Source organism: Methylobacterium sp. TK31, from assembly GCF_055361545.1.
The window spans coordinates 4,695,731-4,717,762 of the sequence record NZ_CM143964.1 but is presented as its reverse complement, the minus strand read 5'-3'; the positions used below and the strand labels follow the sequence as shown (position 1 = coordinate 4,717,762).

Annotated in this window: 21 protein-coding genes; 9 read left to right on the top strand and 12 right to left on the bottom strand. The window is 72.6% G+C overall.

Annotated elements, in window-relative coordinates; all coding sequences use genetic code 11:
- The first annotated feature begins 555 nt into the window (after nt 1-555).
- A complete protein-coding gene (locus tag ACXJY8_RS22035; protein ID WP_463773783.1) occupies nt 556-1,041 on the top strand; it encodes an SRPBCC family protein in 486 nt (161 codons plus the stop codon).
- A 199-nt stretch (nt 1,042-1,240) separates the two neighbouring features.
- Entirely contained in the window at nt 1,241-1,570 is a 330-nt protein-coding gene (locus ACXJY8_RS22030) for a hypothetical protein (RefSeq protein WP_463773780.1), read from the top strand.
- A gap of 10 nt (nt 1,571-1,580) precedes the next feature.
- On the opposite strand, the gene ACXJY8_RS22025 is transcribed toward ACXJY8_RS22030, so the two are convergent.
- Genes ACXJY8_RS22025 through pdxY form a run of 3 tightly spaced genes read right to left on the bottom strand, consistent with a single transcriptional unit; the run spans nt 1,581 to nt 4,100 of the window.
- A complete protein-coding gene (locus ACXJY8_RS22025; RefSeq protein WP_463773777.1) occupies nt 1,581-2,330 on the bottom strand; it encodes an NUDIX hydrolase in 750 nt (249 codons plus the stop codon).
- The gene (locus ACXJY8_RS22020; protein WP_463773774.1) at nt 2,323-3,219 is read right to left on the bottom strand and encodes a PhzF family phenazine biosynthesis protein; all 897 of its coding nucleotides are present in this window, start codon (nt 3,217-3,219) and stop codon (nt 2,323-2,325) included. Before ACXJY8_RS22020 ends, ACXJY8_RS22025 begins: the two co-directional genes overlap by 8 nt.
- Before the next feature lie 32 nt (nt 3,220-3,251).
- Entirely contained in the window at nt 3,252-4,100 is an 849-nt protein-coding gene (gene pdxY, locus ACXJY8_RS22015) for a pyridoxal kinase PdxY (protein WP_463773770.1), read from the bottom strand.
- A gap of 151 nt (nt 4,101-4,251) precedes the next feature.
- Here pdxY and ACXJY8_RS22010 point away from each other — a divergent pair, with 151 nt between their 5' ends.
- The 4 genes from ACXJY8_RS22010 (at nt 4,252) to ACXJY8_RS21995 (ending at nt 7,665) form a co-directional block, all read left to right on the top strand.
- A complete protein-coding gene (locus ACXJY8_RS22010; RefSeq protein ID WP_463773767.1) occupies nt 4,252-4,773 on the top strand; it encodes a DedA family protein in 522 nt (173 codons plus the stop codon).
- Between the two features lie 6 nt (nt 4,774-4,779).
- A complete protein-coding gene (locus ACXJY8_RS22005; RefSeq protein WP_463773764.1) occupies nt 4,780-5,577 on the top strand; it encodes a cobalamin-binding protein in 798 nt (265 codons plus the stop codon).
- Between the two features lie 190 nt (nt 5,578-5,767).
- Nucleotides 5,768-6,253 carry an MmcB family DNA repair protein gene (locus ACXJY8_RS22000; protein ID WP_056477827.1) on the top strand — a complete coding sequence of 162 codons (486 nt, stop codon included), beginning with the start codon at nt 5,768-5,770 and terminating at the stop codon, nt 6,251-6,253.
- A 77-nt stretch (nt 6,254-6,330) separates the two neighbouring features.
- On the top strand, nt 6,331-7,665 hold the full coding sequence (locus tag ACXJY8_RS21995; protein WP_463773758.1) for an adenylate/guanylate cyclase domain-containing protein: 1,335 nt from the start codon (nt 6,331-6,333) through the stop codon (nt 7,663-7,665).
- 10 nt (nt 7,666-7,675) lie between these two features.
- On the opposite strand, the gene ACXJY8_RS21990 is transcribed toward ACXJY8_RS21995, so the two are convergent.
- From ACXJY8_RS21990 to ACXJY8_RS21975, 4 genes are all read right to left on the bottom strand, one after another.
- The gene (locus tag ACXJY8_RS21990) at nt 7,676-7,864 is read right to left on the bottom strand and encodes a hypothetical protein (protein ID WP_463773756.1); all 189 of its coding nucleotides are present in this window, start codon (nt 7,862-7,864) and stop codon (nt 7,676-7,678) included.
- A gap of 244 nt (nt 7,865-8,108) precedes the next feature.
- Complete coding sequence (locus ACXJY8_RS21985) at nt 8,109-9,587, bottom strand: protein adenylyltransferase SelO (protein WP_463773752.1); 1,479 nt, start codon at nt 9,585-9,587, stop codon at nt 8,109-8,111.
- A gap of 114 nt (nt 9,588-9,701) precedes the next feature.
- Nucleotides 9,702-10,100, bottom strand: a complete 399-nt coding sequence (locus tag ACXJY8_RS21980) for a hypothetical protein (protein ID WP_463773749.1) — start codon at nt 10,098-10,100, stop codon at nt 9,702-9,704.
- Nucleotides 10,101-10,193: 93 nt separating this feature from the next.
- Nucleotides 10,194-11,267, bottom strand: a complete 1,074-nt coding sequence (locus ACXJY8_RS21975; RefSeq protein ID WP_463773747.1) for a phosphatase PAP2 family protein — start codon at nt 11,265-11,267, stop codon at nt 10,194-10,196.
- A 110-nt stretch (nt 11,268-11,377) separates the two neighbouring features.
- On the opposite strand from ACXJY8_RS21975, the gene ACXJY8_RS21970 reads away from it, so the two are divergent.
- Nucleotides 11,378-11,959, top strand: coding sequence for a 3'-5' exonuclease (locus ACXJY8_RS21970; RefSeq protein WP_463773743.1), 582 nt, complete (start codon nt 11,378-11,380; stop codon nt 11,957-11,959).
- Nucleotides 11,960-12,563: 604 nt separating this feature from the next.
- Nucleotides 12,564-14,726, top strand: a complete 2,163-nt coding sequence (locus ACXJY8_RS21965; protein WP_463773740.1) for a molybdopterin-containing oxidoreductase family protein — start codon at nt 12,564-12,566, stop codon at nt 14,724-14,726.
- Between the two features lie 294 nt (nt 14,727-15,020).
- On the opposite strand, the gene ACXJY8_RS21960 is transcribed toward ACXJY8_RS21965, so the two are convergent.
- The 3 genes from ACXJY8_RS21960 to ACXJY8_RS21950 are packed head-to-tail and all read right to left on the bottom strand — an operon-like array spanning nt 15,021 to nt 19,565.
- Entirely contained in the window at nt 15,021-17,489 is a 2,469-nt protein-coding gene (locus tag ACXJY8_RS21960; protein WP_463773737.1) for a branched-chain amino acid ABC transporter ATP-binding protein/permease, read from the bottom strand.
- A gap of 5 nt (nt 17,490-17,494) precedes the next feature.
- Complete coding sequence (locus tag ACXJY8_RS21955) at nt 17,495-18,364, bottom strand: branched-chain amino acid ABC transporter permease (RefSeq protein ID WP_463773733.1); 870 nt, start codon at nt 18,362-18,364, stop codon at nt 17,495-17,497.
- 13 nt (nt 18,365-18,377) lie between these two features.
- Nucleotides 18,378-19,565, bottom strand: a complete 1,188-nt coding sequence (locus tag ACXJY8_RS21950) for an ABC transporter substrate-binding protein (protein ID WP_463773731.1) — start codon at nt 19,563-19,565, stop codon at nt 18,378-18,380.
- Nucleotides 19,566-19,757: 192 nt separating this feature from the next.
- On the opposite strand from ACXJY8_RS21950, the gene ACXJY8_RS21945 reads away from it, so the two are divergent.
- Complete coding sequence (locus ACXJY8_RS21945; RefSeq protein WP_463773728.1) at nt 19,758-20,183, top strand: nuclear transport factor 2 family protein; 426 nt, start codon at nt 19,758-19,760, stop codon at nt 20,181-20,183.
- 7 nt (nt 20,184-20,190) lie between these two features.
- Here the strand turns inward: ACXJY8_RS21945 and ACXJY8_RS21940 are convergent, their stop codons facing one another.
- A complete protein-coding gene (locus ACXJY8_RS21940; RefSeq protein ID WP_463773726.1) occupies nt 20,191-20,904 on the bottom strand; it encodes a GntR family transcriptional regulator in 714 nt (237 codons plus the stop codon).
- Between the two features lie 97 nt (nt 20,905-21,001).
- Entirely contained in the window at nt 21,002-21,940 is a 939-nt protein-coding gene (locus tag ACXJY8_RS21935; RefSeq protein ID WP_463773723.1) for a DMT family transporter, read from the bottom strand.
- Nucleotides 21,941-22,032 lie beyond the last annotated feature (92 nt).

Genomic DNA, 22,032 nt, shown 5'->3' with positions numbered 1-22,032 from the left:
ATGTCCTGTCGCGGCGCAGTCCGGGGAGGGACGCGGCGCCCTGAAGATCGAAGGGGTCCGGGCCGAGCGCCGCAATGCCGGCGCGGGCCTTCGCGAAATGCGCTCCCCTGAGAGCCCAGGCGCACGCGCCCGGACGGCCCTCAGGGGCGGATAAGGAGCAGCAGGGCGGCAAGAGACGCGCGCGACCGGGCGGCCGCGAAGGCGGCGTCGGTGATGCTGCGCGTGGAGCCGGCGCTGGCCAAGGCTCGTCTCTCCCGAGGGGCAGGGGCGCACCGCGGCGGCGCGCGAACCCTTGCGAAGGCGGTGTACCTAGCCGCTGAGGGCCGGCTTGACAAGGTTCGACCCGGCGACCCCGCCCCGTGCCCGGCCACGGGACGGGGACGAAGCCGACCACCGGGCCCGGTTGCCCACAAGGTCTTGACGGAATGCGCGATCGTTTCGGCCGGACGCATTGCCGTCGCGGCCGCGCCGCCTAGCTTCGCTGGTAGATCGAATACGATCCGGCGGCGCAATCAGTCCGTCCACGCAAGAAAAAATCTGGAAGGAACCCCCATCATGTCGCGGACGCTCTCGCGCACCCTCGCCCTGCCCGCCCTCGCCCTGCTCGCCGGAACGGCGCCGGCGCTGGCGCTCGATGCCGCCAAGACCATCGACGTCGCCGCGCCCCCGGCCAAGGTCTGGGCGACGATCGGAGACTTCTGCGGGATCGGCCAGTGGCATCCGGCCATTGAGAAGTGCGTGCTATCGCAGGACGGCGGCAAGACCCTGCGGACCCTGAGCCTCAAGGGCGGCGGCACCATCGTGGAATCGCAGACCAAGCGCGACGACAAGGCGATGTCCTACACCTACGCCATCGTCTCCGGCCCGCTGCCGGTGAGCGACTACTCCTCGACGATCTCGGTGATGCCGAAGGGCTCGGGCTCGACGGTGAACTGGACCGGCAGCTTCAAGGCGAAGGGCGCCCCGGACGCCGTCGCCATCGACGCGGTCTCGGGCATCTACGATTCCGGCCTGAAGGCCATCGCCGACAAGTCCAAGTAACCGACAGGTCCAAGTAAAATAGACCGCAATTCGACAGACCAAGGTCACGCGGACCAAGATCGTGGGCGGCTCTTCCCGGGCCGCCCTCCCCTCACATCCGTTCCGCCGCGCACCCGATTGACCGGCCGGAGCGCACGGCGCAAAACCGCCCCGGATCAAGCTGTGCCGTTTCCCGGCACGGGTACAGTCAGGAGCCGCCGTGTCCCGGGTCAGCCTCGCCGTCGCCGTCCTTCTCTCCGCCGCCCTGCTCGGCGCCTGTAAGCCGACCGCCTCGGCGCCGCCCGCGCCCGTAGTCGCCGCGGCACCCGCGGTCGCTGCCCCCCTGCCCCAGGGCAATGGCTGCGGCCCGGCCATTGCCCGCACCCAGGCGGTGGTCGACAGCGACGTCGCCACCGGCAACCTGAACCCACCGGTGGGCGAGCGCTTCAGCGCCGACCTGCGCCATGCCGCCGACGCCTGCGCGGGCGGCCGCGAGCGCGAGGCCCTCGGCCTCCTGGGCGCGGCCAAGGCGCGCTACGGCTACCGCTAGCGCATTTTCCTCACGCGAGCCGGCATCCACCTCCCTGGAAAATGCTCTCGTCGCCCGCGAAGGCCCGGGCGAGATAGGCGCGCACGAAGCCGGGCATCCGGGCGGCATCGAGGTCGTCCGGTCCGCGAACGACGGTGAAGCCCGCGAGTTCCGGCGCGGCCTCGCCCCGGCGATACGCCTCCATCCGGTCGTGCAGCGCCGCAGCGGTCTCGGCGAAGCGCACCGGGCGCAGGAAGGCGTGCTGGCTCTGGCCCGAGACCAGGACCCACGACGCCTCCGGCGCGTCGCCGGGAAGGGCAAGGCCCGTCTCCTCCAGGAGTTCGCGCGCGGCGCTGCCGGCGAGGTCGACGCGCCCGCCGTCGCGGATGTCGGCCCGGTCCGGGGTTCCGCAGGGAAAATAGATCTGCCCGGCATTGGCGGTGTGGCCGCCCATGATGCCGAGGAGGGCCGCGCCGTCGACGCTCCAGGGCACCACCGCCGCGAAGGCGTTGCTCACCGCCGGATCGGGGGAGCCCTCCTGGCGGAAGGCGAGGAACTGGGAATACGCCACTTCGAACAGGTCGATGAGGCAGGTCGATCCGTCGATGCGGCAGTCGCGGGCAAGGAGCACCCGCCCGTCGAACAGGTCCGGCCGCTCGGCGCGCCGGCCCGCCCAGATCTCGGCGATCGTCTTGGCCTGGTCGCGGGCCCAGGCCCAGTCGGACGCCACCAGCCGGGCTTCGATCCGCCGGAGCGGCGTCAGCGTGAAGCCGTCAGACAAGCAGCGTACCTTCGCTCACCAGGACCGCCGCCCCGCTGATCTCCACCGAGCGCAGGGCGCCGGCCTCGATCACGAGCTGGACCCCGATCGTGCTCGGCCGGCCCATGGCGACGCCCTGGTGCAGGACGATGTCGTGCTCGCCGTCGCCGAGGGGCTCGAACTGCATCATCACCCCGGCGAAGGCCGCCGCCGCCGAGCCGGTGGCCGGGTCCTCCGGCACGCCGAGATGGGGGGCGAACATCCGGGCCTGGTAGCGGTGGCCGACCTCCTCGGGATCGAGGGTGTAGCAGTAGAGCGCGGCCGGGGTGCCGAGGTTGTCGAGGGCGGCCGGTACCACGCGGGCCCGCTCGAGGGCCGCACGGCTGGCGAGGGGCACGAACAGGAAGGCGGGCCCGGCCCGGTGCCGGCTCGGGGCGTGGCGGCCAAACCCGATCTCGCCCGGCTCCAGGCCCAGGGCGGCCGCGACCGCATCCGCCTCGGGCCCCGCCCCCAGATATTCCGGCAGCACCGGCATCTTGAAGCGCCCGATGCCACGCCCCTCCCCGGGCTCGACCACGCAGGCCAGGGTTCCCAGCGCGGCCTCGAGCCCGAAGGCCACCGCGTCGGCGAGGCCCGCCCGCTGGTCGCGCAGGGCGAGCAGGATCGCGGTGCCGAGGGTGGGATGCCCGGCGAAGGGCAATTCGGAGGCGGGCGTGAAGATGCGCATCCGGGCGCGGTGCCGGGGCGCTTCGGGCGGGAGCAGGAACACCGTCTCGGAGAGGTTGAACTCGGCGGCGAGGGCCTGCATCGCGGCGGTGTCGAGACCCTCGGCATCGAGCACGACCGCGAGGGGATTGCCGGTCAGCGCGGTGTCGGTGAACACGTCGAGGGTCACGAAGCGGCGTGGCATCGCAGGGTCTCCGGGCTTCAGGAGCAGCGACCTTAGACGGTGTCGACCGGGAACGTCTCGCTCGGCGTGACGAACTCGTCCTGCGCCGCCACCGTGAGGATTTCGCGCGAGCCCGCCTCGGCCGTGCGGCGCAGGAGGCCGTAGATCGAGGCCCCGGCCATGCCGAGCGCCAGGGCGGCCGAGCGCGTCCGGGCGTAGTGCACCAGGAACAGGGCCGCGATGGCGTCGCCCGCGCCGTTCACGTCGAGGTGCAGGCGTGGCGTGCGCAGGCGCCAGACATGGCCGCCCTCCCCGGCCAGGAGGTCGATGGCGTCGTCCGGCGTGTCGTCGGTGATCAGCGAGGTCACGAGGACGACGCGGGGCCCCAGCGCCTGGACCGAGGCCACCGCCCGCTTGGCCTGCGCGAGGGTGCCGGTGGGCAGGCCCGAGAGGTGGTTCAGCTCGAACTGGTTCGGGGTCACGATGTCGGCCGCCGGCACCGCCTGCCCGCGCATGAATTCGGGGATGCCGGGGCGCACGTAGATGCCGCGGTCGGTGTCGCCCATCACGGGGTCGCAGGCGTAGAGGGCCTGCGGGTTGAGCGCCCGCACCGAGGCCACCGCCCGCACGATGGCGGTGCCGATGTCGGCCGAGCCCATGTAGCCCGACAGCACCCCGTCGCAGGTGCCGAGCACGCCGCGCTCGGCGATGCCGGCCACGAGATCCTCGATCGCCGGGCCGTCGAAGACCCGTCCGCGCCAGGCGCCGTAGCCGGTGTGGTTGGAGAACTGCACCGTGTGGATCGGCCAGACCTCGACGCCGAGGCGCTGCATCGGAAACACCGCGGAAGCGTTGCCCACGTGGCCGAAGGCGACGTGGGACTGGATCGAGAGGATGTTCATGCCGGTATCTCCCGAAGTCGCACGGCGAAGGAGCGGTGGCGCCAGCCCTTAACCCGGTTTTCCGGTCCGACGCACCCCCACGGGCGCCCTGCGCGCTTGCCCCGATGCGCACCCTCGGTCACAGCGAGGGCCCGAACCTCGAGCGAGATCCATGGACTTCGACGCAATCCGCACCAGCACCCTCGCCTTCGTCGAGGCGAACCAGGGCTGGACGCCGCTCATCGTCGGCGTGCTCGCCTTCTGCGAGTCCCTGGCTTTCCTGTCGCTGCTGGTGCCCGCAACCTTCCTGCTCCTCGGCATCGGGGCGCTGATGGGCTCGATCGGCATTCCGTTCTGGCCGGTGATGCTCGCGGGCGCCCTCGGGGCGGCGCTCGGCGACTGGGTCTCCTACGAGTACGGGCACCACTACAAGGAAGGCGCCAAGCAGATGTGGCCGATGCGGCGCTATCCCGCCATCGTCGCCCGCGCCGAGGAATTCTGCCGCAAGTGGGGAGCCGGAGGCATCCTGATCGGGCGCTTCATCGGGCCGGCCCGGGCCGTGGTGCCGCTGATCGCCGGGGTGTTCGGCGTGAAGCGCCTGCCGTTTCAGGTCGCTAACGTCACCTCGGCCCTGGCCTGGGCCTTCCTCATGCTGGCGCCGGGAGCCGGGCTTCTCGGCTACCTGAAGGGCTGAGGCGCCGTGCGCCGGTTTCCGCCCGAGCGCATCGTCTGCCTGACGGAGGAGACCGTCGAGACGCTCTACCTCCTCGGCCAGGAGGACCGTATCGTCGGCGTGTCGGGCTACGCGGTTCGCCCGGCCCGGGTCCGGCGGGAGAAGCCGCGGGTCTCGGCCTTCACCAGCGCCGACCTGCCCAAGATCCTGGCCCTCGCGCCCGATCTGGTGCTCGCCTTCTCCGATCTCCAGGCCGCGATCGTGGCCGACCTCGCTCGGGCCGGCATCGCCGTGCACCTGTTCAACCAGCGCGACCTGGCCGGCTGCTTCGCGATGATCCGGACGGTGGGCGCCCTGACCGGCGTGCCGGCCGAGGCCGAGTCCCTGGCGACGCGCCTCGCCGAGCGGATCGCCCGGGCGGCCGCGGAGAATGCCGGGCAGCCGCGTCCGCGCGTCTATTTCGAGGAATGGGACGCGCCACTGATCTCCGGCATCGGCTGGGTCTCGGACCTCGTCGCGGCGGCCGGCGGCGACGACGTCTTCCCCGAACTCAGCCGGCAGGCGGCGGCCCGGGATCGGATCGTGAGCCCGGAGGCCGTGATCGCGGCGCGGCCCGACGTGATCCTCGCCTCCTGGTGTGGCAAGCGCGTGAACCGCGAGCGCATCCGCGCCCGCCCGGGCTGGGACGCGATCCCGGCGGTGGCCGCGGGGCGCATCCACGAGATCAAGTCGACGCTCATCCTGCAGCCGGGGCCCGCCGCCCTCACGGACGGGTTCGACGCGATCCGCGCCGCCCTGCGGGACACCCTGGGGAACGGGGCCTGAACGCCCTCACGCGGCCGGCAGCGGATCGGCCTCCCGCCAGCGCGCTGCGACCCGCTCCCGACGGGGCCGCGCGCCAAGCCCGCGCTCCAGCCTGGCGGCGGCAAAGGGGTCGCAGGTGACAAGCCGCGTCGCGGCTGGTTTCCTGGGCGGCGTCCCGATTCGGGACGTCGTTCCGATGCATCAGAGCCGTATGTCCGCAGCCCTCGCGTCCGTGATCCTCCCGCCCGACCGGCGCCAGTCGGCCACCGCGCTCCAGGTCCAGCGCGGCGTCCGGCGCCTGTTCGCCGAACTCGGCCACGTCACCATCCCGGAATTCTCCCTGGCGAACGGACGGCGCGCCGATGTCATCGCCCTGTGCCCGGCCGGACGCCTGACCATCGTGGAGATCAAGTCGAGCGTCGCCGACTTCCGGGCCGACCGGAAATGGCCGGACTACCGGGATTACTGCGACCGCTTCTACTTCGCGATCCCCGAGACGCTCTCCACCACCCTGACCCCGGAGGATGCCGGTCTCATCGTCGCCGATGCCTTCGGCGCCGCGATCCTGCGCGACCCGGCGGACCACCCCCTGAGCGGCCCCCGGCGCAAGGCCGTCACCCTGCGCTTCGCCCACAGCGCCGCGCGCCTGCTGCACGCCCTGGCCGACCCCGGCGCCATCCGCGAAGGGGCGCTCTGAGCCACGGCGAATCGCCGCCGCTGCGCCGGCGGCCCGGCATGGTAAGGAGCCACGCCCACTCACCGACGGCCGAAGACATGCGCCTGCCCTCCCGTCGCCGTCCCAACGACGGCGATCCCACCATCCTGCGACGGCTCCAGGCCGCCTCGGGCCGCCGCTCCCTGGTGCTCTACCTCGTCATCGTCCTGGTGCTCGTGGCCACCGCCCAGGGCTACGACGGCTCGAGCCATTCCACCCATCACTGGATCGGCCTCGGAATCTACGCGGTGTTCTCCCTCGGCCTCGGCATCGCCGACTGGCGCGCCTCGCAGCGCGACGGCGGGGCGGAGCCCGGGACGGAATGGCTGGCCTGGACCGCGACCCTGCTGAATGCCGGCGTCGCGCTGTTCCTCATCGTCGAGCACATGCTGATCGGCGCCGTGGAGACCGAGGAGACCGCCACCGCGGTGAGCCGGCTGCCGGCCTTCCTCCTCCTGCTCCAGACCGGCCTGAGCATGCGGGTCTGGCACACCGTCGTCTTTTCCGGACTGGTGAGCCTCGCCTGGGGCATCACCATCCTGGTCGCCTACCTCGCCCCCGAGAGTGCCCTTCTCGGCCCGCACGTCACCCTGGAGGAAGAGGTTCCGGGCCTCCTGACCTTCCTGGCCGCGAGCCTGGTGGTGATCGACGGCGTCCGCCGCCTGCAGATGGCGGTGACGACCGCCCTGCGGATGGAGCGGGAGCGCACCAGCCTCGCGCGCTTCGTGCCGCGGCGGGTGGCGGGAGAACTTGCCGAGAGCGGCGGCGGCCTCGGCGCGGTCCAGTCCCGCCATGCCTGCCTGTTCGGCCTCGACCTGCGCGGCTTCTCGGCCTTCTCCCGGGATCACGACCAGGCGGAGGTGGTGCGGGCCCTGCTCGATGTCCGCGCCCTGACCCATGTGGCCGTGAGCGAGCACGGCGGCATCGTCGACAAGTACGTGGGCGACGGCATCCTGGCGCAGTTCATCGTCGGGCGACCGCAGGCCCAGGCCGAGGCGGTGCTCGCCTGCGCCCGGAGCATCGTCGCGCGCCTCGCGGCCCTGAACGGAGAGCGGCGCCGGGACGGCCGGCCGGAGCTGCGCATCACCATGGCGCTGCATGCCGGCGAGGTTCTGGTCGGGGTCTTCGACGATGGCCACAGGGCCGAATTCACCGTGCTGGGCACGGCGATGAACCGCCTCGCGCGGATCGAGGCCCGGGCCAAGGCCGCCGACCTGACCCTGGCGGCCTCGGACGAGGTGATCCGCCTCCTCGCCCCCGCCACCCGGGCGTCGCTGCAGCTCTCGGGGATGCCGCCGTCGGATTGCCGGGACACCCGCGACATGCAGCTCTTCGCGGTGGACTGGGCCGAGGGCGTCGCGGCGTCGGAGCGACCGGTCGCCTCCCTGGCGTGAGACGGCGCGCTCAGCCCGAGAACGAGCCGAAGCCTTCGAACCCGATGCGCTGGCTCGCGGCCTCGTCGGCCTTGGGCCGCTCGAGGAGTGCGGGATCGATCTCGGGGGCCGGGGCCTCCGGCCAGCTGGTCCGAGGCGGCGGGACATCGTCCGGGACGGAGGGCCAGATCGGACGGTCGGGCTTCAGGGTCTGGTTCATCGGGACACCCCTGGCATGCGCTGACGCTGGTCAGTGAAATACAGTATACCAGAAATGCCGCAAGCCAAGCCGCGTTCCCCTGTGGCTTGGGGAGAACCGATCCGGCTCAGCCCTCGGCCCTATCGCGCGGCCCGTCGGGTCTGTCGCGTCCGCGCCCTGGGCGGTCGCGGCCGGAATCGGCGATAGGGTCTGTCGGCGGGGTTCCCCCGACCGGAGAACGCCGCCCGTTGGGAGCCGGTTCGGATCAGGTCCCGCAGAAGGTCTGCAGCACCCGCTCGTGCGGCTGGGGCGGCTCGACATAGGCCGCGAAGGCGGGCTGGTCGTCGTAGGGCCGGGCCAGCACTGTCACGAGTTCGTGGAACGGCGCGAAGTCGTCGCGGGCGATCGCCGCCTGGATCACCGCCTCGACCCGGTGGTTGCGCGGGATGAAGGCCGGGTTGACCCGGTCCATCGCCGCCCGGCGCGCGGCCGGGTCCAGCGGCTCGGCGGCGAGCCGCGCCCGCCAGCGGGTCGCCCAGGCGTCGTATACGGTGGAGTCGCCGAACAGGTCGCGCACCGGTCCGTCGTTCTCCGGGCCCAGGGCGGCCTGCCCGAGGCGCCGGAAGGTCAGGGTGAAGTCGGCGCCTCCGGATTGCATCGCCTCCAGCAGGGCGCGGCCGAGTTCGCCGTCCGCGTCCTGGTCCGTGGTGAGGCCGAGCTTGGCCCGCAGGCCGCCGTAATAGGCCGCCTCGAACCGGGGCCCGAAGGCGGCGAGGCCATCCTGCGCCACGGCGATGCCCGCCTCGGGCTCGTGGGCCAGCAGGGGCAGCAGCGCCTCGGCGAACCGCGTCAGGTTCCAGTGCAGGATGCCCGGCTGGTTGCCGTAGGCGTAGCGGCCGTGCTCGTCGATGGCGCTGAACACGGCCGAGGGGTCGTAGGCGTCGAGGAAGGCGCAGGGGCCGAAATCGATGGTCTCGCCGGAGACCGCGCAGTTGTCGGTGTTCATCACCCCGTGGATGAAGCCGACGAGGAGCCAGCGCGCGACGAGGTCGGCCTGGCGCTCCACCACCCGGGTCAGCAGGGCGGCGTAGGGGTTGGGGTCGTCCGCCAGCTCGGGGTAATGCCGGCCGATGACGTGGTCGGCGAGCGCCCGCACGCCGTCCACGTCGCCCCGCATGGCGAAGTACTGGAAGGTGCCGACGCGGATGTGGCTGGCGGCGACCCGGGTCAGGACCCCGCCGGGCAGCACCGTCTCGCGCATCACCGAATCCCCGGTGAGCACCGCCGCCAGGGCGCGGGTGCTGGGGATGCCGAGTGCCGTCATGGCCTCGCTGACCACGTATTCGCGCAGGACCGGCCCGAGGGCGGCGCGGCCGTCGCCCCGCCGGGAGAACGGCGTCGGGCCCGAGCCTTTCAGCTGGATGTCGCGGCGCAGGCCGTCGCGCCCGACGACCTCGCCGAGCAGGATCGCCCGCCCGTCCCCGAGCTGCGGCACCCGGTTGCCGAACTGGTGGCCGGCATAGGCCATGGCCAGGGGCTCGGCGCCCTCCGGCACCCGATTGCCCGCCAGCACGGCGACGCCCTCCGGGCTCTCGAGCCAGGCGGCGTCGATCCCGAGTTCGGCGGCGAGGTCCCGGTTGACCCGGATCAGCCGCGGCGCCGCCACGGGCGTGGGATCGACCGACGCGAAGAAGTGCTCCGGCAGGCGGGCATAGGTGTTGGCGAAGGGGATGGCGGCTGTCATCGAGGGCTTGGGTCCCGTATGCGGCGCGGCGGCCGGCTCTGGCCACGAGGTGGGGCGCCGCGCCCCACAAGGCAAATCATGCCGGCCCTGATGTCCAGCCCTCCGGCGGGACTCTCAGCGGTCGGCGTGCCGTCCCCGGGCCGTGTGGTGGCGGACGGCGCGGTGGCGCCGACGCGGCGGAGCCTCGACCGCGTCGTCCGGCGCGAAGCGGGCACCGCGCAGGCCGTATCGCTGTCCCGGCCCGATCCCCTGCACGGCGTCGTAGGGGCCGCGCCCCGTGCGTGCGCGATAGGCGGCTCCGGCGAAATCGCCCGGGGTCGGCGGCGTGCCCGGCTGCGAGAAGCTGGTCTCGGGGCGATAGGCCGGACCCCAGCCGATCTCGTCGTCGCCGGCCGGGTCCTTGCCGGGAAAACCGGTGACGTAGCCGGTGCTCTGGGCCGCGACCGGCAGCGGCAGGGCGCAGGCCCCGGCACAGGCCAGGGCCGCCGCGAATCCGAGGCTGGGACAGCGCATGTCGATCCTCTCCGGGATGGGGCCACTCGGGCTGGGGCTACTCGGGATGGGACTACTCCGGGACGGGGGCGCACGGGCCGCGGCCCCACGCCCTCATCCCGGACAACGCGACCCGCACGGGGCGGGTTCGGGCCTGCGGCCCGATGGCCGGGCGCGGCGCCCCCGCAGGATCGCGCGTCCGCCGATGACCGCGACCGAGAGCACGAAGCCGGCGAGCAGGTCGGGCAGGTAATGCCCGCCGGCCCCGAGGGTCGCCACGACGACGACGGCGTTGAGGGCGATCGCCAGGGGGCCGAGGATCGGGATCGGCGCCAGCGCCCAGGCGGTCAGCACCGCGAGGCAGACGTGGAAGGAGGGAAAGGTCACGAGGCCGCGGATGTCCTCCAGGGCCAGGATCCGCAGGGTACCGGCGCGCAGGTGCTCCAGGGCGTCGAGGTGCCAGAGGGCGCCCAGGGTCTCGATCGACCCGTCTGGCACGGTGACGAGACCATACTGCACGAAGGGGCCGGCGGCCGGCACCAGGGCGGCGACGAGCACGACCGCGAGGAGCAGCACGGCGAACATCCGCACATAGGCCCAGAGCCGGCCGACCCGGAGGGTGGCGCTGAGCGCGATCACCGTGAGCCCGACCTGCGGGCCGCTGGTGTGGTAGGCGAGCGCCAGCCACCAGGCGAGGCGCGGATGCGCCTGCAGGGCGGCGAGGTAGGCCGGCCAGTCGAAGCCGAGGGCGGCCTCGGCCCGCGCCAGCCGCGCATCGGCCAGCGGCAGGGCCCAGGTGGCGGTGAGGTAGTGCAGCACCGCGAGCGGCACGGTCACGGCGATCAGGCTGGCGCTCGCCAGGGCCATGGCCCGCAGCTTGGGCTCGGACAGGATCGGGCCGAACAGGACCGCGAGGGCGAGGAGCGCCGCCACGAGGCCCGCCGCCAGGCCGAAGCCGGCCGGCGCCAGGGCGATCCCGGCCCGGCGCAGCCAGACCGCGTCGAGGAGGGCGACCGCCAGGGCGAGGCCCCAGAGCGCCGGATGCGGCGCCGCCAGGGCGGCCGAGATCCGGCCGATAGGGAGGACGGGTCTCGCGGGGGGGAAGCGCGTGAGCGGAGTGGGAGCGGAGTCGGCGAGCCAGCGGCGCGTCCCGCGCGCGGGCATCGAGATCGGTGTTGCGTCGCTCACCCGGGGTCCTTCGCAATTCGTCGAAGCCGGAACTCGGCTTTGCGCCGGTTTGTTGCCCGGCGTCGCTTCTTTTCCCATCCCGAGCCGGTTTCCGCCCCGAGGGTCCCGCCTTGAGCCGCATCGCCTTCCTGGATTTCGAGGCGTCCTCCCTCGCCAGGACCAGCTACCCGATCGAGGTCGCGTGGGTGTTTCCCGAGGGCGATTCGGAGAGCTTCCTGATCCGCCCGGCCCCGGGCTGGACCGACTGGGCGCCCGAGGCCGAGGCGGTGCACGGGCTCGCCCGGGAGCGCCTGGTGCGGGAGGGAATCGCCCACGACTGGGTGGCCCTGCACATGCTCACGGCCCTGCGCGACGTCACGCTCTACGCCTCGGCGCCCTCCTGGGACGGCCAGTGGCTGAGCCGGCTCCTGCGCGCGGCCGGCCTGCCGCGCCACGCCCTCCGGCTGAAGGCCACGGCGGAGGCGCAGCGCCGCGCGATCGTCGACGTCCTGACGACGGGCGGCCTCGCCCCGACGACGCGCGACGCCCTGGCGGGCAAGCTCATGGCCTCTTTGCGCCAGGATGCGCGGGACGATCCGGCCCCGGAGCACCGCGCCCTATCGGATGCGCGCCGCGAATGCCGGCGCTGGGCGCGCGCCCGCACCCGCGCCGAGGCGCTGCTCCGCGAGGAGGTCGCCCGCGGGGTGGGGTAAGCGGTCCGACCGCGGCTGGGCCGAGCCCTTGGCGTCCGCGGGTGCGCTTTGCTCAGACCGAGGGCGCTCCCTGCGTCGTCCGGCCGCCGTCTCAAGACCGATCCGAAGGGCTGACAGGCGTCGGTCCGCTGTCGACACCCGCCGGTCGCAGGCCCTGGCCCCGCTCGGTCCGGCGAGGGATCGCGGAGGCCGAGGGCGAGACGGGCCGCTTCGTGACGACCCCTCCGGACTGTGACCCTTCGGCGCCGAGACCCTGATCCCGAGGGTCGCCCTCCCCTCCGCTTGACCGTGTCGACGGCTGCGGAGGGTTAAAGCAGCCTCTGGGTCTTCGCCCCAAGGCAGACGGTCCGCCACGGACCCCACCCGTCCGCGCCGACAGGAATCCCGGCGCCCTGGCGCCGAATGTACCGCGCCGTCGTGGTCCCGAACGCCGGCTGGCGCAACGCACGCGCCGCGAGACATCGGTTGGCGCTACGAACGCAGGCCGGTGCGACCCTCGACCCGAGATCGGAATTTGGAATTATTCGCACTTGAGTGCATCCTGCCGGGGCGCCGGGCCGGCCCGCTAGAACAATAAAGCGAGACGCTCGGCCGTGGAGGAAACATGAACGAGATCGTCAAGCCCGACTCCCTGCTGGTCGCCGAGGCCGAGAGCCTGACCGAGACCTTCTTCGGCGGCTGCCCGCACGATTGCCCCGATACCTGCTCGATGCTGTTCGAGGTCAAGGACGGCGAATTGCTCGGCGTACGCGGCAACCCGGACCACCCGATGACCCGGGGCGGCCTCTGCGTGAAGCTCAAGGACTACGAGAAGCGCCACTACCACCCCGACCGGCTGCTCTACCCGATGAAGCGGGTCGGGCCGAAGGGCTCGAAGCAGTTCGAGCGCATCACCTGGGACGAAGCCCTCGACACCATCGTGTCGCGCTGGAAGGCGATCATCGACCAGTACGGGCCGCAGGCCATCGCGCCCTACAGCTACCTCGGCAACCAGGGCCTGGTGCACGGGCTGAACGGCGGCGACGCCTTCTTCAACCGCCTGGGCGCCACCGTGACCGAGCGCACCTTCTGCGGCGAGGGCTCGTGCACGGCCTGGCTGCTCACCGTCGGCCCGACGGCGGGCCTCGACCCGGACAGCTACATCCACTCCAAGTACATCGTGATCTGGGCCTGCAACTCGGTCAGCACGAACCTGCACCACTGGGCCATCGTCAAGGACGCTCAGAAAAAGGGGGCCAAGGTCGTCGTCATCGACGCCTACGCCTCGCGCACCGCCAAGGCCGCCGACTGGCACATCGCGCCGAAGCCCGGCACGGACGGCGCGCTCGCCATGGCGCTGATCAACTCGATCATCGAACAGGGCCTCGTCGACCAGGACTACGTCGACAACTACACGGTCGGCTTCGAGGAGCTGAAGGAGCGGGCCAGCACCCGCACGCCCGAATGGGCCGCCGGGATCACCGGCGTTTCCGCCGACGACATCCGCAAGCTCGCCCGCGAGATGGCGACCGAGCAGCCGGTCGGCATCCGCATGGGCGTGGCTTTGGAGCGGCACTACGGCGGCGGCCAGACCATCCGGGCGGTGTCGTCCATTCCGGCCCTGACCGGCGCCTGGCGCCATGTCGGCGGCGGCGTCACGCAATTCGGCGTCTGGGAACATCCCTACAAGTTCGACGTGATGTGCCGGCCCGACCTGATCCCGGAAGGCACCCGCGTCATCAGCAACCTGCAGATCGGGCGGGCGCTGACCGGCGAGCTGAAGCTCGATCCGCCGATCCTATCGATGATGTGCTGGAACTCGAACCCCGTCACGCAGGCGCCCGAGACCGACAAGATCGTCGAGGGGCTGATGCGCGAGGACCTGTTCATGGTCTCGGCCGAGCACTTCATCTCGGATACCGCCTCCTACGCCGACATCGTGCTCCCGGCGACGATGGGCGCGGAGATGGAGGACATGATCCTGTCCTGGGGCCACCTCTACCTGACCTACAACACCAAGTGCGCGGACGCCCCCGGTGAGGCGATCCCGAACAACGAGATCTTCCGCCAGCTCGCGGCCCGGCTCGGCTTCGAGGAAGAGAACTTCAAGTGGACCGACACGGAGTGCCTGGAGCACTACGTCGATTGGAACGCCCCGGCCTGCGAGGGCATCGACCTCCAGTACATGCGCGAGCACGGCTTCGCCCGGCTGAAGGTCGGCACGCCGGACGACCGCGCCCCACACCGGGAGGGCAACTTCCCGACGCCGACCGGCAAGTGCATGTTCATGGTCGAAGGGGCCACGAACTTCGTCGCGCCGCCGTTCCGGCAGATGTACGAGGGCTTCCAGCCCGGCGAGGCGCTCGATCCGCTGCCCGACTACCTCGGCCCGCGCGAGTCCCACACCAACGACCCCGAACTGGCCAAGCGCTTCCCGCTCAACATCGTCTCGCCGAAGAGCCACTACTTCCTGAACTCCTGCTACGCGAACATGGAGGACAAGCAGAAAGGCCAGGGCGAGCAGTTCGTGATGATCAGCCAGCACGACGCCGATGCGCGCGGCATCCGGGATGGTGACCGGGTCCAGGTCGCCAACGACCGCGGCGCCTTCAAGGGCGTGGCGCGCATCACCGAGGACGTCAAAGCCGGGATCGTCGTCGCGACGCTGGGCTACTGGCGCCAGCTCAACGAAGGCACCGTCAACAGCATCTCGTCGGGGGCCTTCACCGATATGGGCCACGCCCCGTCGTTCTCGGACAACCTCGTCGAAGTCGCCCGGGCGAACTGACGTCGCCGCCGATCGGCTGAACGACCCATCCGATCGACCTCACAAGCGCCCTGTCGGGCGCTTGTTTTTCGGGAGGACGCGAACAGGGCGCTTCGACGCCGAGCGGAACACGAGAACCCGAGGCCGATCAGCCTGACGGCAAGCGGACATTCGCAGCGTCCGCACACGGTCGAAGGCCACCCCGCCTGAATTGGAACGGACTGGAATCCGGCCCGACGGCTCCGCCTCCGGGGTCAGCGCAGACCGGCGCGCGAAAACGGCGTCGGCGATGCGCCGACGCAGCCCGGCCCCCCGTCAGGCGGCGCCCAGATAGGCGGCTTCCAAGCCGGCATCGGCGCTGAGTTCGGCGGCGGTGCCGGCGGTGACGACGCGGCCCTGCTCCAGCACGTAGCCGCGATCGGCCACCGTCAGGGCCAGGGCCGCCATCTGGTCGACGATCAGGATGGTGACGCCCTGGTCGCGCAGGTCCGCCACCACCGCGTAGAGGGCATTGATCATCGCCGGCGCCAGGCCGAGGGAGGGCTCGTCGAGGAGGAGGATGCGCGGCTGCGCCATCATCCCGCGGGCGATGGCCAGCATCTGCTGCTCGCCGCCCGAGAGCAGGCCGGCGCGGCTCGTGGCCCGGTCGCGCAGGCGGGGGAAGCGGGTGAGCAGCGCCTCGATCTCGGCCGGGTCGATCGGCGCCGCGCGGCCATGGGCGCCGAGCCGGATGTTCTCGATCACGGTCAGCTCGGGAAACACCTGCCGGCCCTCCGGCACCAGGGCGAGGCCGAGGCGGGCGATGGCGTGGGCCGGGAGATGCGCGATGCTGCGGTCCTCCAGGACGATGCGGCCGTCCACGGGGCGGAGCAGGCCGGCGAGCGCCCGCATCGTCGTCGACTTGCCGGCGCCGTTGGCGCCGAGCAGCGCTACGGTCTCGCCGGGGCGGACCTCGAGGGCGACGCGGTCGAGGACCGGGGCGGCGCCGTAGCCGGCGGTGAGGCCCTGGGTGGAGAGCACCGCGTCGGCCGGCGGCTTCCAGGGGGCGGCGCGGGGCCGCGCGGGCGTGTCGGCCCCGCCGAGATAGGCGCGGATCACCGCCGGGTCGCGGCGGATCGCGGCGGGGGTCCCGTTGGCGATCGGCCGCCCGGCATCCATGACCAGGATGGCGTCGGAGACGCCCATCACCAGGGGCATGTCGTGCTCCACCAGCACCACGGCGAGGCCCTGCCCGGCGATCCGGCGCAGGAGGCCGCCGAGCGCATCGGTGTCGGCCCGGGTCAGGCCGGCGGCGGGCTCGTCGAGCAGGAGGATGCGCGGCCGGCCGGCGAGCGCCCGGGCGATCTCCACCAGGCGGCGGTCGACATGGGGCAGCTCCGCGGCCGGCCGGTCGAGGTCGCCGGCATAGCCGACGAAGTCCAAGAGCGACGCGGCGGCGGCGCGGTCGCCCTTGCCGGAGCGGCGCCAGAGGCGGCCGGGCTCGAACGCGAGGGCGACGTTGTCGAGGACGCTCAGCGAGCCGAACAGGCGCGTGGTCTGGTAGGTTCGGGCGATGCCGGCCCGGGCGATGGCGTGGGCCGGGGCCCCGGCGAGGTCGCGACCGCCCAACCGGATCGCCCCGGCCTGGGGCCGGTAGAAGCCCGAGACCATGTTGAGCACGGTGGTCTTGCCGGCGCCGTTGGGGCCGATCAGGCTCGTGACCGCCCCGGCCGCCGCCGTCACCGAGACGCCCTCGGCCGCGCGGATGCCGCCGAAGCGGATGCCGATGCCCTCCACCACCAGAGGATCGCCGCCGCGCTGCCCGATGAGCCGGCCGAAATCGATCGCGGCCGGACGGGCGCCGCTCCGCGGCCGCGGCAGCAGCCGGGCGGCGCTGCCGACGATCCCGGCGGGCACCAGCCAGAGCACCACCAGGGTGGCGAGGCCGAAGAACAGCAGCCGGTACTCGGCGAGCCCGGCCAGCGTCTCGGGCAGCAGCACGGTGACGAGGGCGCCGAAGAGCGGCCCGAGCACGGTGCCGGCGCCGCCGACCACCACGGAGAGCACGAACAGGATCGACTGCGAGAACGGGAACGAACTCGGGGCGATGAACAGCATCAGCGGCGGCAGCACCGCCCCGGCGAGGCCCGTCAGCGCCGCCGAAATCGCGAAGGCGAGCGTCTTCACCCGGACCGGGTCGAAGCCGAGGGAGGCGGCCGCCACGTCGGCGTCGCGCACCGCCCGCATCGCCCGGCCGAGGCGGCTGCGGGCGAGGCCATGGAAGCCGTAGAGGCTCAAGCCCGCGCCGAGCACGGCGAGGAACGCCAGCTCGCGCTCGGCGAAGGGGTGTCCGAACAGGCTCGGCCCGGCGGTGACCACGAGGCCGTTCTGGCCGCCGGTGAGGGACCCGCCCTCGATCAGGGCGTGCTCGATGATGAAGCCGAACGCGATGGTGACCATCGCGAGGTAGGGGCCCTTCACCCGCATGGCCGGCACCGCGAGCCCGGCCCCGACCAGGCCCGAGAGCAGGCCGGCCGCCGGCACGGCGAGCCAGAAGGTCAGGCCGGCCCCGGTGAGGATCGCGCTCGCATAGGCGCCGATGGCGTAGAAGCCCGCATGCCCGAAGGAGATCAGCCCGGTCAGGCCGAGGAGGACGTTGAGCCCGGTCCCGGCGACCGTGGTCAGGGCCACGAGGGCGATCACGAAATGGCTGTAGCCTCCCGTCAGCCCCACCAGGGCGAGGCCCGCCAGGGTCAGGGCCAGGATCGTCAGCGGCATCGCCGCCGGGGCGCGCAGGGCGTGCATCGGGCTCAGACCTTGTTGATCGCGGCGCGGCCGAGGAGCCCATCGGGGCGCAGGGCCAGGGCCAGGATGATCACCGAGAAGACCACGAGCTGGGTGTAGGTGGAGCCGAGGGTCGCGGTGACCCCGGCCTCGAGGAGCCCGTAGAGCAGGCCGGCCAGCACCACGCCGGTGGCCGAGCCGATGCCGCCCAGGATCGCCACCGCGAAGGCCTTGATCCCGAACAGCGCCCCCATCTCGGCCGAGACCGAGAACAGCGGCGCGATGAGCAGGCCGGCGGCCCCGGCCAGCAGCGCCGAGAGCGCGAAGGCGCAGGCCACCGTGCGCCGGACGTCGATGCCCATCAGCCGCGCGGCGTCGGCGTTCTGCGCCACCGCCAGCAGCACCCGGCCCAGATCGGTGCGGCGGAACAGGACCTGGATCGCCGCCGCCACCGAGAGCCCCACCACCGGGATCAGGAGCTGGAGCGGGTAGATGCCGGTGCCGAGGATCTCCACCGGCGTCACCGCCAGGGACGAGGGCAGGCTGCGCGGCTCCTTGCCGAAGGTGAACAGCATCGCGTTGTCGAGGACGATGCCGCCCGCCACGGTGGCGAGCAGCCAGGCCTCCGAGCCCTTCTCGACGAAGGGCCGCACCAGGAGGCGTTCGACCGCGACCCCGAGGAGCGCGCAGCCGAGCAGCGCCCCGAGGATCGCCGCCGGCATCGGCCAGCCCAGCGTGACCGCCAGGGTGTAGCCCAGCACCGCCCCGAGGGTGACGGCGCTCCCTTGCGCGAAGTTCACCGTGCCCGAGACCGCGTAGGTGATGTGGAAGCCGAGCGCCACGAGCCCGTACATGCTGCCGAGGCCGAGGCCGGTGATGAGCGTTCCCGTGAGCATCGGCCCGGCGCCTTCAGTTCGTGACGGCGACGATCTCGCCGTTCTGGAAGCGGGTGAAGACGTAGTCCTGCGGCCCGAGGGCGTCGTGCTGGCCCGGCGCGAAGGGCTTGTCGTAGGTCTTGATCAGGCCCGGATAGGCCGCGACCTTGTAGAAGCCGTCGCGCACCTCCGGCCCCTTGGTCGAGCCGGCGGCCTTGATCGCCAGGGCGAGCAGGTGGGTGGCGTCGTAGGCGTTGGCGATGCCCACGGCCGGGGTGACGTCGGCCATCGACTTGATCGCCGGGTACTTCTTCTTGAGGGCGTCGAGGACGGCCAGGGCCTTGGGGCTGGTGTTGCCCGCGAAGGTGAAGGTCTGGATGAAGTGGACCTTGGCCGCGCTCGGCCCGGCGAGCTCGTCGAAGCGCCCGCCGGCCGGGCCCCAGTGCGAGACCACCGGCACGCTCCAGCCCATCCGGTCGAGGGACTTCACCACCTGGGCCGAGGGCCCGACATTGCCGACGAGGAACAGCGTGTCGGCGCCGGCCTCCCGCAGGCGGGTGAGCTGGGGCACCATGTCGAGGTCGGCCGCCTCGTACTTCTCGATGCCGGCGGCGGGCAGGCCGGCGGCCTTCAGCGCCGCGGTCAGGCCCTGCTGGTTCGACTCGCCCCAGGCGTTGTTGACCAGGATCATCCCGGGCTTCTTCGCCCCGTGCGTCTTCACCGCGTAGGCGACCAGGGCCTCGTCCACCAGGGCGTCCACGGCCGAGACCCGGAAGGCGTAGTTGTCGGACGCCCCGTTGCGGGTGATGCCGGTGCCGGCGGCCCAGGGGCCGAGGAAGGGCACCTTCATCTGGTTGGCGATGGGAACCAGCGCCATCGAGACCGGCGTGTCGAGGCCGCCGACCAGGGCCACCACGCCGACCCGCTGGATCAGCTCGCGGGCGGCGAGCACGCCCTTCGACGGGTTGGCCTCGTCGTCCCGCGCCACCAGTTCCAGGGGCCGGCCGAGCACGCCGCCGCCGGCGTTGATCTCGTCGATGGCGAGCCCGATGCCGCGGGAGATCGCCTCCCCGGACTTGGCCGACTGCCCGCTCAGCGCCGTGACGAGGCCGATCCGGATCGGTTCCTCGGCCCGGGCCGCGCCGGCCAGCGGCAGCCCGAGGAGCAGGCAGGCGCCCAGGGCGAGGCGGCGGGTCAGGGGCGGCATCGGACGGCTGCGCATGGGGGTGTCTCCGACGGGTGCTTCGCGCTCCGGTCCGCAACCCCCGTGCCAGCGGCTTCGGCCTTGACCTTGCTGGCGAAATTTCGCGACGCCCCGGCCCGGTGCCTCCGGAAGCGCCAAAGTGCATACACTTATTGCATGCACTTTGGCGGCATTTGCGGCAGGGAGGAGCGTGCCCCCGGAGATTCCGCCATGACCGCGCTTTCGACCGACACCACCGCCAGCGCCACCGCCCGCGACGCCGCCAACGTCACCGCCTATCTCGAAGCCTCAATGGTGCCCGACCCCGAGCGGGCGGCGACCTACATGGCGCCGGGCATCACCATCGTGTTCACGGGCGGGCGCACCTTCGGCCATCCCCGCGGGGTCACGGCCTTCAACGCCGGACGCTACGCCTGGGTGAAGAAGCGGATGGAGCGCCTCGACGTGGTGCCGGGCGAGGGCGTCACCACGGTCTACAGCCTCGGCACGCTCTACGGCGCATGGCCGGACGGGACGCCCTTCGAGGGCAACCGCTACGTCGACCGGTTCACGGTGCGGGACGGCCTGATCGTGACCATGGAGGTCTGGAACGACAGCGCCGAGCGCATCCTCAGCCGGCACGGCCTGAACACCTGAGCGACCCTCAGCCGCCCACGGGCTCGATATAGGGCGCGAGCAGGCGTCCGAGGTCGCGCTCCCGCGGCGGGGTCGCGACGATCCGGGCCCGCTCGGCCACCGCGTCGAGGTGGTGGTCCATCAGCGCCATGGCGCGCTCAAGGTCGCCCGCGACCAGGGCGGCGACCAGGGCGCGGTGCTCGCTCACCCCGCACTCGGCGGAATGCGGCCGGCTGTAGAGCGAGAGCACCAGGGCGCAGCGATAGCCGAGCTCGGCCACGTAGCGCTCCAGCACCGGGCTGCCGGTCATCTGCGCGAGCAGCAGGTGGAACTCGGTGGCGAGCCGGATCGAGGCCCCGTCCGCGCCGCCCTGGGCCGCCTCCTCCCGGCCGATATGGGCGTCGAGCGCCGCCTGCTGGTCCGGCGTGAGCCGGCCGGCGAGGCGCGCGACCACGAGGCGCTCCAGGCTGATGCGCACGTCGAAGGTGTCCCGCGCCTCCGCCCAGCTCGGGGTCGCCACCACGGCGATGCGGTTGCGCCGCAATTCCACCAGCCCCTCCCCGGCCAGCTGCCCGAGGGCCTGGCGGGCGATGGTGCGGCTGACGCCGAAGCGCTCGCCCAGCGCATCTTCGGGCAGGCGGTCGCCGGGCATGATCGCCCGCTCGACGATGGCCCGGCGCAGGGAGCGGCAGATCGAGCCCACTCGGTCCCGGCTCTCCACCCGTGTCTCGTCGTCCTGCATGTCGCTTCGATCCGTCTCGTCACCGTGCCCCGCTCGGAAGCAGGACTCCCGGAAGCAGGACTCTTGAAAGCAGGAGTGGGACCAGATCCGGTCCGGGTCAGGGGCGGCGCGCGTCCTGCGCCGCGGTGACCAGGGCGGCGGCGAGACAGCCGAGGCCGACCAGCAGGGCGGGGCCGAGGCGCTCGCCCAGCAGCAGGGCGGAGGACAGGAGGCCCACCGCCGGAACCCCGAGGGTGGCGTTCGCCATCGTGAAGCTGTCGATGCGCCGGCCGATCGTCGCGAAGATCACGAAGCAGAGCGACGTCGCGACCGGCCCGATGAAGACCAGGAGCCCGACGAGGCGCGGCGACCAGGCGACGGCGAGCGGCCCCTCCACCGCGAAGGCGGCGACGGCGAGCGGGACCGCCGCGAGCAGCATCTGCCAGGGGGCGAGGTCGAGGGGATGCGCCCGCCAGCGGTGGCGGCGGACATGCAGGATGACCCCGGCCCAGCAGAGGGCACAGACGAGCAGCAGGCCGTTGCCCAGGAGCACGTCGGGATCGGTCCAATCCATGCCCATCGGCGAGCACACCACGGCGACGCCCACGAGGCCGAGCAGGATCGCGACGCCCTGCCGGCGCGACGGGCGCTCGCGCAGCACCAGGCCGGCACCGAGCAGGACCCAGACCGGCGTCGTATAGGCCAGCAGCGCCGCCCGGCCCGCATCGGTGTGGCGCATCGCGATCAGGCCGAGGGCCGTAAAGGCCATCATCTGCAGGAGTCCCACGCTGGCGAGCACCGGCCAGTCGGCCCGGGGCGGCCAGCGCAGGCGGCCGGTGAGGCCGAGGAGCCCGAACAGGACCGCTCCGGCGCTGGCGAAGCGCAGGGCCGCGAGCCAGAGGGGCGGAGCGGCCTCGAGACAGAGCTTCATCGCCGGCCAGCTCAGACCCCAGAACAGCACCATCAGGCCGAGCCAGACCCCCGTCGGCACGGCGATGCGGGGACGGGCGGGTGCCAAGGGTGGCGAGGCCAGACGCGGCGAGCAGGAATCGGCCATGGGGAGGGTCCGCGGACAGGTCGCGGACGGGGCCGCATCCTGGGATGTTTATGTCCCGCGAGCCGGTATGTTCGTCCCGGTTTTCCGGCTAG

Excerpts from the sequence above, each read along its gene's own strand:
- ACXJY8_RS22035 (WP_463773783.1), top strand. The coding sequence starts at position 556 with ATGTCGCGGACGCTCTCGCGCACCCTCGCCCTGCCCGCCCTCGCCCTG.
- ACXJY8_RS22020 (WP_463773774.1), bottom strand. The coding sequence starts at position 3,219 with ATGCCACGCCGCTTCGTGACCCTCGACGTGTTCACCGACACCGCGCTG.
- pdxY (WP_463773770.1), bottom strand. The coding sequence starts at position 4,100 with ATGAACATCCTCTCGATCCAGTCCCACGTCGCCTTCGGCCACGTGGGC.
- ACXJY8_RS22010 (WP_463773767.1), top strand. The coding sequence starts at position 4,252 with ATGGACTTCGACGCAATCCGCACCAGCACCCTCGCCTTCGTCGAGGCG.
- ACXJY8_RS22000 (WP_056477827.1), top strand. The coding sequence starts at position 5,768 with ATGTCCGCAGCCCTCGCGTCCGTGATCCTCCCGCCCGACCGGCGCCAG.
- ACXJY8_RS21995 (WP_463773758.1), top strand. The coding sequence starts at position 6,331 with ATGCGCCTGCCCTCCCGTCGCCGTCCCAACGACGGCGATCCCACCATC.
- ACXJY8_RS21990 (WP_463773756.1), bottom strand. The coding sequence starts at position 7,864 with ATGAACCAGACCCTGAAGCCCGACCGTCCGATCTGGCCCTCCGTCCCG.
- ACXJY8_RS21985 (WP_463773752.1), bottom strand. The coding sequence starts at position 9,587 with ATGACAGCCGCCATCCCCTTCGCCAACACCTATGCCCGCCTGCCGGAG.
- ACXJY8_RS21980 (WP_463773749.1), bottom strand. The coding sequence starts at position 10,100 with ATGCGCTGTCCCAGCCTCGGATTCGCGGCGGCCCTGGCCTGTGCCGGG.
- ACXJY8_RS21965 (WP_463773740.1), top strand. The coding sequence starts at position 12,564 with ATGAACGAGATCGTCAAGCCCGACTCCCTGCTGGTCGCCGAGGCCGAG.
- ACXJY8_RS21960 (WP_463773737.1), bottom strand. The coding sequence starts at position 17,489 with ATGCACGCCCTGCGCGCCCCGGCGGCGATGCCGCTGACGATCCTGGCC.
- ACXJY8_RS21955 (WP_463773733.1), bottom strand. The coding sequence starts at position 18,364 with ATGCTCACGGGAACGCTCATCACCGGCCTCGGCCTCGGCAGCATGTAC.
- ACXJY8_RS21950 (WP_463773731.1), bottom strand. The coding sequence starts at position 19,565 with ATGCGCAGCCGTCCGATGCCGCCCCTGACCCGCCGCCTCGCCCTGGGC.
- ACXJY8_RS21945 (WP_463773728.1), top strand. The coding sequence starts at position 19,758 with ATGACCGCGCTTTCGACCGACACCACCGCCAGCGCCACCGCCCGCGAC.
- ACXJY8_RS21940 (WP_463773726.1), bottom strand. The coding sequence starts at position 20,904 with ATGCAGGACGACGAGACACGGGTGGAGAGCCGGGACCGAGTGGGCTCG.
- ACXJY8_RS21935 (WP_463773723.1), bottom strand. The coding sequence starts at position 21,940 with ATGGCCGATTCCTGCTCGCCGCGTCTGGCCTCGCCACCCTTGGCACCC.